General features: G+C 39.8%; 7 protein-coding genes. 3 read left to right on the top strand and 4 right to left on the bottom strand.

Features of this window, described 5'->3' with window-relative positions; translation table 11 throughout:
* Positions 1-137: 137 nt before the first annotated feature.
* Genes ACWITO_RS05330 through ACWITO_RS05320 form a run of 3 tightly spaced genes read left to right on the top strand, consistent with a single transcriptional unit; the run spans position 138 to position 3001 of the window.
* Positions 138-743: a NifU family protein gene (locus tag ACWITO_RS05330; RefSeq protein WP_448528969.1), complete on the top strand. Its 606-nt coding sequence runs from the start codon at positions 138-140 to the stop codon at positions 741-743.
* Between the two features lie 5 nt (positions 744-748).
* A complete protein-coding gene (locus tag ACWITO_RS05325; protein WP_448528968.1) occupies positions 749-1906 on the top strand; it encodes an aminotransferase class I/II-fold pyridoxal phosphate-dependent enzyme in 1158 nt (385 codons plus the stop codon).
* Between the two features lie 15 nt (positions 1907-1921).
* Positions 1922-3001: a type I restriction enzyme HsdR N-terminal domain-containing protein gene (locus ACWITO_RS05320; RefSeq protein WP_448528967.1), complete on the top strand. Its 1080-nt coding sequence runs from the start codon at positions 1922-1924 to the stop codon at positions 2999-3001.
* 35 nt (positions 3002-3036) lie between these two features.
* Here the strand turns inward: ACWITO_RS05320 and ACWITO_RS05315 are convergent, their stop codons facing one another.
* From ACWITO_RS05315 to ACWITO_RS05300, 4 genes are all read right to left on the bottom strand, one after another.
* Positions 3037-4350 carry a hypothetical protein gene (locus tag ACWITO_RS05315; RefSeq protein WP_448528966.1) on the bottom strand — a complete coding sequence of 438 codons (1314 nt, stop codon included), beginning with the start codon at positions 4348-4350 and terminating at the stop codon, positions 3037-3039.
* 15 nt (positions 4351-4365) lie between these two features.
* Positions 4366-5493: a porin family protein gene (locus ACWITO_RS05310; RefSeq protein ID WP_448528965.1), complete on the bottom strand. Its 1128-nt coding sequence runs from the start codon at positions 5491-5493 to the stop codon at positions 4366-4368.
* A gap of 335 nt (positions 5494-5828) precedes the next feature.
* Entirely contained in the window at positions 5829-8978 is a 3150-nt protein-coding gene (locus ACWITO_RS05305) for an nSTAND1 domain-containing NTPase (protein ID WP_448528964.1), read from the bottom strand.
* A gap of 18 nt (positions 8979-8996) precedes the next feature.
* A partial coding sequence (locus tag ACWITO_RS05300; protein ID WP_448528963.1) for a PKD domain-containing protein occupies positions 8997-12717 on the bottom strand: 3721 nt, incomplete at its 5' end.

Raw genomic sequence — 12717 nt, 5'->3', positions numbered from 1 at the left:
GAGTAATGAGTAATGAGTAATGAGTAGTGAGTACAAAGTAGTTTATTCTATCAATTAAGTTTTTGATTTTTTTATTTTGGTCTGCTATAAACTTTAACCTTTAACTTTTTGAACCCTGAACTTTCAACTTTTAAGTTATGGAACAAGTAATAAAACCCAAACGCTATCTGAATGTTTATACGGAGGCAAGTCCTAACCCTGCTTCTTTGAAGTTTGTTATCAATTATATGCTTACTCCCGAAAACGAAAGTTTTGATTTTCCTGACCGCACCGCCGCCGAAAAATCTCCACTTGCCACCGAACTTTTTGAAAAATTCCCCTTCGTAGAAAGAGTTTTTGTAATGAATAATTTTATCACCGTTACCAAAAAAGAAGGCTACGATTGGATGGACATAGCTCGCGAAGTCAAATTGCATATTCAAGAATATTTGGAGCAAGAAAAACCCATTTTCAGTGTAGAGCTTTTGCAAGAAAACAACAATCTGCAAGCCTCTGAAAACGACAGCGAAGTGGTAAAACAAATAAAAAAAGTATTGGAAGAATACGTAAGACCTGCCGTTGAAACTGATGGCGGTGCTATTCATTTTCATAGCTTTGATGATGCCACAGGCAAAGTAGTGCTTGCCCTCAAAGGCTCTTGCAGTGGTTGCCCTTCATCTACTATTACACTGAAAGCAGGAATAGAAAACCTCTTGAAACGTATGATTCCACAGGTACAAGAAGTGGTAGCAGAAAGTATGTAAAAATAATGAACCGACTTTTAGAAGCACTTCAAGAAAAACTCCAAAAACGCAAGCAAGAAGGGAACTTTCGGGTATTAACACCTCAAAGTTCCCTCATTGATTTCAGTTCTAACGACTATCTGGGACTGGCTCGCAACAGCGTTTTGCAAAAAAATATTGAAAACACACTCAACCAACTGCCCCAACCCCATTTGGGAGCAACAGGCTCTCGTTTGCTTTCAGGCACTCACCCTTACGTATTGGACTTGGAGGCATTTTTAGCCCAAATTTTTCAGGCAGAAGCCTGCTTGGTGTTTAATTCGGGCTATCAGCTAAATACTGCTATTTTGGCAACTATTCCTCAAAAAAACGATATTATTCTCTGTGATGAACTTTTGCACGCAAGTCTGCGAGAAGGTAAACATTTGAGCCTTGCCCAAAGCTACTACTTTCGGCACAGCGATTTAGAAGATTTGGAAAAAAAACTTCAAAAAGCCCAAGAAAAATCGTATAGCAATATTTTTGTTGTAGTAGAAAGTGTCTATTCTATGGACGGCGATATAGCCCCTTTGCCAGAAATCATTGGTTTCTGCAAGCAATATGAGGCTTATTTAATCGTAGATGAAGCCCATAGTACAGGCATTTATGGAAACTCGGGCGAAGGATACTGCATTGCCCAAAATGTGCATCAAGATATTTTTGCAAGGATTTACACCTTTGGCAAAGCTATTGGCGGGCACGGTGCTTGTGTAGCAGGCTCAAAAATACTGATAGATTACCTTATCAACTTTGCAAGAGCTTTTATCTATACCACGGCTCTGCCTTTGCATAGCTACGTACATATTCGCAAAGCCTTTGAATACATTGCCGAAAACTTGCATTTGCAAGAAGATTTACACCAAAAAATTACTTTTTTCAGAACAGCTCTGCAAAATTTATCCCACACCTCAATCCAACTCAAAGAAAGCTACACCCCTATTCAAATCCTTAAAATTGGTGGTAACGAAAGAACCAAACTTTTTGCAAAAAAACTGCAAGAGGCAGGCTTTGATGTGCGTCCTGTGCTTTCGCCTACGGTAAAAGCAGGCGAAGAGATTATCCGAATATGCTTGCACGCCTTCAATAGTGAAAAAGAAATTGCAGAACTTTGTCAAAATATACTTATTTTGGCAAAAGAAATGTAAGTTTATCGGAAATCAATGAGCCATTACCTTTCGCAAGCACAAAAAGAAGGTGCTATCCGTTTTTACAACAACGAAATTTTTTATGCCACCAGCGGCATAGGTTTCCCACTTACCCCCGAAGAGCAGGTAAGAGCCGAAATATATGCTAAAATTTTATACCATTATCGCTACCCCGCCGAAAGAATAGCCTTTGAATACCCCGTAAAAATGGGTTCCAGCTACAAAAGAGTTGATATTCTCATTTTAGATGAATCCCAAAAGCCTTTTTGCATTGTAGAATGTAAAAAAAGCAGTATTGGAGAAAGCACCTTTGAGGAAGCCATAGAACAGGCTTTTTCGTATGATAACCACCTTTACGCCCCATATATTTGGATAACTTCGGGCAGACGCGAAATTTTTTTCAAATCCGAACACAGCTCACAAGGCAGGAGGCGATACGAACTGAACGATTTGCCCAAATTTGGGTTTTCAAAGCAAATTTGGTACAAAATCTACGAAACAGGGCAAAACATTTGGGGATTTTTCAAAGATATTTATGCAGAATTTTTTGCTCCTACCCTTCGCAAACGTTGGTTTGCACGCCTCTTGTTGTTTTTAGTAGTTTTTGCTTTGTGTAATTGGCTGGCAAGTTGGGCAAATATTGCTTGGCTTACGCCTTATGCAATGGAGCAAAAATGGCTTCAAAAATCTTGGACTTTTGAACATCTTTTTTACGTGGGTGCAAGCATAGGCACACTCGTAGGTATCTGGATTTTGAGGCATAGCATTATCCCGGACAATTTGCTTTCGGCTTCCAAAGCACACGAAAAAGCCAAACAACGCAACAATTGGGTACTGATAGCTACAATTTTAGTGCTTATACCTGTATATTTTTGGCTTAAACTTTTTTTTGATTACGACACCCAATATTGCTATGGTTGCAAACCCTGTGCCTCGGAATGGCGTTGTTGGTGGTCTTTTGCTCATTTTAGGCTCTATACCCGCCCCGAGAGAATTTGGGAATATCTAACACCCTCTTGGATTATTTTAGGCGTGCAAGCAACTTCTAGCCTTGTAGTAAGCGAAATTTTGAAATGGTATGCGTCTATTCGCTAAGGCAAGGAATTTACGTTCAAAAGAAATGCAAAAATTTATCTTATCAAATTACCATTTTTATCGGCTCTGATAAGGGCTATCATACTAATTTGCTCAAAGCCAATAGTACCTAATATGAGAATATCGCCATTAGCCAATTGCTTGATACGCCTCACTTTATCATCTTTTGTACCACCAAATTGCTTTTCCCATACAACATTTCCAAAAAAATCCAACTTATAAAGCAATATATCTTTGGCATTTCCAATGGTAGCTACGTTCCCTGCGACTAAAAATTCGCCATTATCCATTTGTGTAATGGTTTTGCCTTCGTCATCTCCGCCGCCACCCAAGTTTTTTTCCCACTCAATATCCCAACCAGACCATATATCTCCAAATTCTCTTGCAATTCTAATCTTAGCCACATAAATATCTTTTCCTCCGTTTTCTCCTGCACTGATAGTACCTGTAACAAGCAAGTTTCTATCTGCGGTTGTTATTACTTGCTCACCAAAATCGTCCCCTATTCCACCAAAAAGGTTGGTCAAATCGGCAGTAGCAACCAAACTTCCCCCTGTAAATCTCATTCTTAATACCCTGATATCCAATTTTTTATCTCCTGAAAATTCCGTAGTACCACTGACAAGAATTTGATAATTGTTGCTAAATTTATCATTCAAGGCGTTTCCAATAAGATTCGGACCGGGCGTTGTTGGAGTTACCACGCCAAAAGTCCCATATTCGCTCTGATTGATAAAGTTTCCATTTAAGTCAGTGATTACCAAATAAATTTTGGCTTGTGTAGAATTTTCAGCAACCGAAAAATCGCCGAGCAAATAAATATTGCCTATATCTTCAAAAACTACTATTCCTTTGAGCTTTTCAAAACGAGTATTATTGGGATATTTCCTTGCCCATTGCACATTTCCGTCATTATCCATTTTCATTAAAGCGAAATTGGTATAAGAGGTATTTCCTACCTGAAAAGTGCTATCAATACCCACATACCAGCCTCCTGAGCTTGCTGGATAGATTGCCTTGGCGGCTCTGGCATTTAGCTTTTTTTCCCACAAAAGATTTCCCAAAGCGTCTGTTTTGGCTAAATAGCCAATGGTACGAACAAACTCACTTCCGTCATCGGCGAAATCTTTGATATTGATAGAACCTGCCACAAGCAAAGTACCGTCAGGATTTTCAACTACATCATAGGCTTCTGCCCCTCCAAAAGCCCCCAGCATTTTGTAAAATGTTCCCGAATTATCAAGATTTACTTTGGGCTTCACTTTGCAAGTAGTTAGGATAGTCAGAAGGAAGATAAAGCCCCAAGCAATTATTGTAGAGTAAATTTTTGGCAGTTTTATTTTTCTCATAATTTACACAATTTTTCACTTATCAAGATTTTCAATTTTTATATCTTCGGAAACCTTTTTCAATTTTCTTTTTTGAATTTTGGGGTTGTATAGCGGGTAATTGTAGCCTACTGAAAGCATTACAGCACTTAAAGTATAATCGTTATCTAAAAAACCATACCGAGCGATTTCTTCTTGTAAAATATAACGATTGACAGATTTTACCATATTGTTCAAACCTGCTTGATAACGCAATTCGGCGAAAAGATGTCCTAAACCTATTTTGTATTCTACGCCTATTCCAGCCAAAACAGAAAATGTCAAAGTATTGCGTAGCTCTTTCATTGAAATAGCTTTTCCCTCTACGGAACGCTCTACATCTCCATCTTGGTTGATATCGCTGCGTTGAGCATTGAAAGAAGCGGATATTAAAAAATGAGGCGTTGCACCTGCCATAACATAGGGCTTGATACCAAGTAAATTGAAATTATACTTGTTTTTGAAGTTATATTTGAGAATAAGAGGCAAATCAAAGCGAATTTGTGTTTCGGTGGCGAGCAATCTTGCAAAGCCAAAATATTGTGCTTCAAAGCGATAGCGATGAGATAGCAAATTGGGTTGTAATACTACTTCAATAAAATTGGTAATAGGACGAGAGATAATTCCTCCAAACTGAAAGCCAAACAAATTGGTATAAAGCATATCCTGACTTACAGGATTATCCGTGCTAAAAAGTTGGCTTACGCTAATTTGAGAGAAATTTCCGCCTAAATTGCCTCCAACAATAAGGTAAGGACGGATACGAAATTTTCTGTATAATTCAATAAACTCGGCGGGGTCATTAGGACGCAAGCGATATTCAGGATTGGCACGCAAGAGTAGGTGCATAAACTCTTCGGCTTCTTTATCCTGATTACGATATAAATGAATGATAGCGAGCAACCTGTATGCCCTTACACGTTCTTCCTGATTGAAATCGCCTTTTTCCAAGCAATCTTTCAAAAGCAAAATAGAGTTGCTCAAAGAGCCATCTTCAAAAGCATTTTCACTTTCTTGTAGTTTTATGGAGCAATCGCTTTGCCCCTCACCTTTTTCCTCGTTTTGAGCCCAACAAGAACATAAAAAAATAAAGTAGCTTAAACAAATACCAATCAGAAAACGCATAGGAGTAAGTTTATTTTGGGGGAATATCTACATTCAAAAAGTTTGAAAGTTTGCGGTTTGAAAAAGTATGAAGGTTTGAGAATTGAAGGTTAAAGTTTTTCCTTTCTCTAAAATCCTATTTTTTGCTTCTTTTTCACTATATTTTACCGCCACCAATTAAGTCTAAAAAATTAAAATTGTTTATGTTCAAAAAGTTCAGCGTTTTTGAGGTTCAAGTCTTTAAGAGCTTTGTCTCTCATTTTTTCTGTCGGGCATCTATTTTCTAAAATCTTGTTTCCTGTTTCCTTACTCCTGCAAACTCATACCTAAACAATTACAAAAAATTATTTTTGGGATTATTCGCGTTTAGGTAAATCGCCGCAAGTTTTTTCATAAGGTACATCATCATCATCAGCTACATAGCGTTTCCATTCTTCATCACTCATATTCTTTCTGATTTTGCCACATAAATAATCGCTCATTTTGCTGATTTCTGTGTACCAGAATCTTACTACTTTATCACGCGTACCTGCAATAAGTTTAGAGCCATCGGCATTGAAGCTCAGCGTAGTAACCCAAGTATTGTAATCATTGAATACCATTGGCTCGCTATTGAGGTTATTCATATTCCAAACCCTAACGGTTTTATCCATACTCGCAGAAGCCATTTGAGCATCATCATTGCTAAAAACAATATCTGTTATTTGCCTACTATGTCCGAAAAGATTGATAGGTTTGGCGTTTTCCTTTTGTAAATTATACAATCGTAATTTTCCTTGCTCATTACCCACTGCAAGCCATTTACCATTATGGCTGACCCGCAAAGCGGCTATGGGCTGGCTGTCTGTCAGAAAGAGTTTTTCTTCATTGTTTTGTATATTCCAAAATATCACCTGTCCTTTGTTATCTCCTGTAATGATATGCTTGCCGTCGGCAGTAATCGCCAAACAAGTAACTTGCTCTTTGGGTGAGCCAATTGTTTTTACTTCTTTCCCATTGTAAAAATAAAGTTTTTTATTGGAAGCCAGAATAGCCATCCCTTCGTTAGAGCGAGAAGGATATGCCAAAAACCAAACTGATATTTCGGGCGGCAAAACTATATTATTCTGTAAGCGTTTATTTTCACCTTTCACATCAAAGATTTGAATTTTATTAGCATTGCCTGCTACTGCCAGAAATTGCCCATCGTAGCTGATAGCCATAGTTTTATTGACGTAAGCATTTTTAACAATGAGTTCGCCCTGCTTTTTGGTATTTTCCAAATCAAAACGAAGCACCTCGCCAGCACTACCAGCCGAATATACATATTTACCTGTTTGAGCGGGAACAATGGCTCTCACGAAATCCGTATGTCCTTTTAGCTTGTTAAAGTCTTCTCCTTCGTAGGTACGGATAGCGTAATAAAGCCCTTGGTAAATATCAGGGTGAAATTTGCTTCCGCCGTTTTCGCTATGAAACTTATAGGCTTGTTGGGCATTGAGTGCTTGTAGTTCGGGGTCTTCGGAAAGTTGCTTAGATTTGAGAGCCATAGCTTGGGCAATAGAAAGCAAACGTTGATTTTTAGCCCTATTTTTTTGCACATTGGCTTCTTTGGTAGCGGCTTCGGCTTCTTTGCGGCGTTCTTCGGCGATTTTGGCATTTTCTTTGGCTCGTTCTTCGCTGGCTTTGGCTTCATCTTTGGCTTTGATAGCTTCCCGCCTTTGGTTTTCGGCAATTTCTTTTTGTTTTTCAGCTTCTTCTCTTTGCTGGTCAGCTTCAATTTTAGCAATTTCGGCACGATACCTCTGCACTTCGGCTTCTTCTTTGGCTTTTTCAGCTTCTTCTTTTTGCCTAATGGCTTCTTTGGCATTTTCTTTGGCTAATTTTTCTTGCTTGATAGCCAGCAATTTTTGCTCTTCGGCACGAGCTCGCTGTTGGTCTGCTTCTACTCTTTTCGCCAAAGCATAAATCAGAAAAGCGATAGCGACCAGTGTAAAAAGCCCTAAGATAATGGCTGTCATACGCGTACGCTTCAAGGTTCTTTTTTGTAACATTTCCTTGATGCGTTGTTCGGTTTCATACTCTTTTTGGCTATAATCCAAAAAAACCATAGCCCTTTCAAATGCAGGGTTATGCCTTTGAGCCCATAGCAGAGTAGGTTTATGTTTTTCACGCCAATTGAGAGCCAGTTGCAAGTCGGGCGGTCGCCATAAACCCGCCTTTCCTACTTGGTACATTGCAGAGGCTTCTGAAAGTCTGAGATACATTTGTACAGCTTCGGCTTCGTCATCAACCCAATTTTTGAGCCTAGTCCAAATTCTCATCAAACTTTCGTGAGAAATATCAATAATGGAGTTACTATTCAACGGGATACCATAAGCAGGGGTAATCAGTGAGCGTCCGGGTTCTCTGAATTTATCAATAACGGTGATAATATCTTCTTGTCTTGCTCCAATGATAGCCGTAATTTCGCCCAACGAAGTAGGTCGGCGTATGCCTTGATTTTGGTCTCCTCCTTTTTCTGTAATGGTTTTGAAAAGTTTTTCACAAACTCTTTTTTGAGCTTCGGTGAGCTCATCAAAAGCCTCGTTGGCGTGTAAGGAAAGAGCTTCTTTCATTGTGCCAATGGCTTCGTAATGATGTACATCAAGGGCTTCGTTTGCCTCTTTATGCCTGAGCCAATAGTCCCAAGTACGCATCAAAGAATGTTGCAAAATGGGCAATTGGTCGGGGTTATCTCCCAAATCGTTAAGAAGTCTTTGTACTAATCTTGGTGTAATTTCAGCTCCCCCCACTGCTACGGGTCCTATGATTGCCATACGCTTCTGCTCGCGTGTCATTTGAGGTATCATATAGTAGCTATTGTTGATGGCTTTGGTCAAATCGGGAAAAAAAGCACATTCCCCAATAAAATCAGAACGCATCGTAATAGCTACGTAGATAGGCAGACCTTCGTATCTGATAGCTTCCATCAGCAAGTTTACAAAATTGAGGGCTTCATTGATAGCCTCTACATCATCTTGTTTGCGAAAGCGGAAAAGTTCTTCAAATTGGTCTATGAGAATTAGCGTGTTTTGCTCTGAAAATTCGGGGGTATTGAGTATGGCTTCAATAAGCCCCAAAGAGCTACTACGCAATAAAGTGGCAATAATTTTTTTACGAATAATTTTATCTTCCTCACTCAAATTTTGTGTGTGCATCTTCTTAAATATCGCCTCCGATAGGTTTTCAATAGGAGAAGCACCCGGACGAGCTACCATTACATTCCAGTTGGAAGTTTTATTGGCTACAAAGCCACCATACAAAATAGGAATTACACCACAATAAATAAACGAAGATTTACCACTACCCGAAGGACCTACTACCGCCACAAAACGATTTTCATAAAGTTTCATCAAAACTTCATCACTTTGCCCTTCTCGCCCAAAGAAAAGATGGCTCTCTTCAATCGTAAAAGGTCTAAGCCCAGGGAAAGGGTTAAATGCAGTTTCGGTAGTGGTGTAATTCTCTAAAATACTTGCTTGCATAATAGCCTCTTGTTTAGCTTATCGCTGAATAATAAACTTTTTATACCCAACTTTTCCTTGCTCGCTGTAAAATTTGAGCAAGTACATTCCTTCGGAAAGGGTTTGCGTAGATAGCTCATTTTTACCCATTTTTGCTTTGCCCACCAATAGGCTTTTACCCAAAGCATCAAACAATTCGTAATTGAGTTCATTGAGCGTACTAGGAAGTTCTATGAATACCACGTTTTGTGCGGGGTTAGGATAAAGAGCAATCGCATCAGAGAAATCGTTGTACAAAGCAGTAATACCACTGGGTATGGTAGTAGGCTCTACATAAGTGCTTTGATAGATTTCTTTGGTTTCTTCGTCTTGCACAAAAACGACCACCGCAATTTTGTTGATGTCGTAGAAATTAGTGGGGTTATACGATTGGTTAATGGTAGCTTGCGTAACATTTCTTATCCAATTCGTATTGATACGCGTACCTGCCGCATCAGGCAAAAGCCTTTTTACCACATTATAGTAAGTATTTCCGGGTAAGCCAATGGCATTGCCTTGTATTTCTTTTTCTATAATAGCTATTTGTACCAAAACAGGTCTGTTGAAATTTTCTACAGCCCTGATAATTGCCCCTACATTAAGCAGTTCAGCAGGGTTATTGCCAAATACCACTTGTATTTCAAAAGGTGAAGGCACCAAAGAGCGTTTGTCGTATTCAATCAATGTAGGGTCTATGACAGAATAAAGATTAGGGAACACCGCCCCATCGCGAGTTGTACGAGGTGTTTGAGAAATTCCATAATGAAACGCTCTGGCACTGGGGTCTACGGTATTATCTTTATTCAGAGGGTCATTGGCATTAGGGAAACTGGTATGGAAGCGAATATTAACGCTTTCAGGGCGAAGTGTAGCGATATTGTTGATGAAAGCATCTTCGGCACTTGCATCAGGAGCCCCTGCGTTGGTAAAATGTTCCAATAAAATTCTGCGGTTTCTGCTTTTGATTTGGAAATTATCAATAGCAAAACCATCATACTTGTCGGTATTATCTATGGGGAAATTTAGGCTTCCAAGTACAAAACGGAAACGCACTTTTCCCCCTATTCCTGCTTCTTGTTTTACTTGGTCAAGAATAAAGCGTGCAGTTTTCCAAGCTGTTTGCGTATTCCCCGACCAGCCTCTCACGGTACCATTGATGAGCCCAGGCGTTCCTGTACCGGGCAAACCCGTAATTCCTGCCGAATTGAACCATTCCAAGCCCTGGTTGATGTTTCCAAGCAGTTTCCAAGTAGCCCCATCGTTTGTGGTATAAAGTATGGAAATGCCATCTTGGTCGGGGCGAGTATCTACCCAATAATCAAAGTTGATAACAGGTCTATCTAAACTGCTAATATCAAAACAGGGGGTTTCTAAAAATGACTGCTCACTGCTGTTGTATTGTTCAATATTGCTCACTCCTTTGAAAGTACGCCAATAAGCTCCATCAGTAGGTACAATTTTACCTCCTGTTGCCGTCATTGTACCCCATTGCCAAGAAGGTGTCGTAGGGTTGGTTTGCCCAACAATCCAAGAGCCATTGTTCGCATTAAAATTCTCGGTATATGGGCTTGTATTGGTTACGGTGTATTGTGGGAAAATGGTAATTTGTTTGCTAATAGTTACAGGGCAACTCAAATCGGGGTTGTTGCTGGTCTGAACGGTAAGAGAAACATTATACACGCCCGGGCTAGTGTAAGTATGGGCAGGATTTTGCAAGGTAGAAGTATTGCTATCGCCAAAATCCCATAGCCAGTTTACAATAGGGTCGCCGCCGGGTAAAATAGTAGTTTGGTCTGCAAATTGCGTGGGCGAGCCGAAGCACTGACCCAAGAAGTTAAAATTAACATTCGGTTTGTTTTTAATTTCTATACTAAAATTAAGTGTTTGCTTACAACCCTGAGCATTGGTTACCACAAGAGTTACATTTTTTGTACCCGTAGAACTATAAACAAATGAGAAAGTATTGGAAGTCGTTGTAGTCAGCGGAATTTCAGTACCCGACCATTCGTAAGTGCTAATGGGCAGTGGAGAGGTAACTACAAATTGCGTTGTTTCGCCCAAGCATCGGTTTGTAATTTGGATATTGGCAAGCGTAAGTGTAGGGCTAGGATTTACGGTAAGAGTTTTTTGAGTTGAAATATCATTACAGCTATTGGCATCTGTATAAGAATACTGAATTTCATACACATAGACATCGGTTGTAAAAGTAGGAATGTTGAATTGCGGAGAAGCAAAATCTATGATATTCAGCCCGAAAGCCATATCAAAAGGAGCTTGCGGTGTAGGAGCTATACGGGTTATCCTGAATCTCCCATTCATAGGCATAGCAGGAGGCAAACCATTTACCGAAGGAGTAAGTGTAATGGTATTTTGGTCTCTACAAATAGATGCCGTGGTAGAGCTTGTTTGGTAAGCAATTGGGAACTCAAAATTTGGTATCGGTAAATCGTGAATAATCACCTGTTTAGAAGTAACATTTTCGCAAGAAATAGGTCCAGGGTAACCTTGACTAAAACGATATTCTATCTCGTAAAGTCCGGGCAAAGAGCCTGTCTGTGAAGGCAGTGGTTGCGTAGGTCGGAAGGTTCTATCTGCATATAAATTTTCAAAAGCAGTAGGCGAAGGCGATACACGTCTAATCCTAAACACCCCGCCCGGGTTAGGAGTACCATTCACAACCCCCTGTAAAGTTACGTTGGAGGCATTTCGGCAAAATTCGTCCCCATCATTCACCCCTGTAAAGGCAACTACGGGGAGAGCTTTTATATTGAAAATTTGTGTAGCACTTTGGGCGGTACAGCCTCTGCTTGTCTGATAGGTGTATCTCACTCGGTAGCCATCATTAGGCGGCAAAGCAGGGGCATCCAAGTTTAGCGTATTTACTCCATTAGGGAAAATGCGTACTACATTATTAGAAGCATCTAATATCTCAAAAAAACCATTGGTAGGATTGAATATTTCATCAGTGATGTTGAATGAAGGAATGAGGTTAAGTGTGGCACTTCCTTCGCAGTAATTAGGTTGTAAGCCTGTAAAAGCAGGTATGGGCATTGGGTCTAAGAAAAATTGTTTTACAGGGCTTTCTCCTGTACAACCTTGCGAGTCGGTATACCTAAATTTAATATAAAAAGTTTGAGAGCTATTGATAGGATTAGGCACAGGAGTGCCTGAGATGGTTGCCCCTTGCAATGCGGCCGGATTAAATATTTTTGTAGTAGGGTTAATCACAGCACTTGGGGCTACTCCAAAATCAAGAGGATTGAGTGTGCGGCTGATTAAATAAGTACCTTCATTAGCAGGGATATTTTCCACAGTACTATTAGGCAATGTATTGGTTGCGGCAAGAGAAATAGAAGCAGGTGTAGCACAAAAACGCTGGTTGGGAGCTATTCCTGTAAAAGCTAAATTAGGGTTAGATTTACGTCTTGTAGAAGTAGAACGAGTAATATTATACACCCCACCCAAAGTAGTCCCAAATGCCCCACAATCACCACCTGTACAAATATATTCTACTCTTGCCCCAATACCAACACTTATATTTAGCGGAAGCAGAGAAGTATTGATAGAGTATCCACCCATTGGCTCTACTAATGGCAAAGGCGGTGGTGCAGGAGAGATAGCATTGTGGGTAGTTACAGCCGCTCCGTAAAAAGTGTATTTCAAAGGGCTAGAACGTGTAAAAGTAGCAGATGTAGGTACATAAATAGGTCCAAATGGTATA

The organism is Raineya sp., from assembly GCF_053497555.1.
The sequence above is the reverse complement of the archived record's forward strand: the minus strand, read 5'-3'. Positions and strand labels throughout refer to the sequence as shown.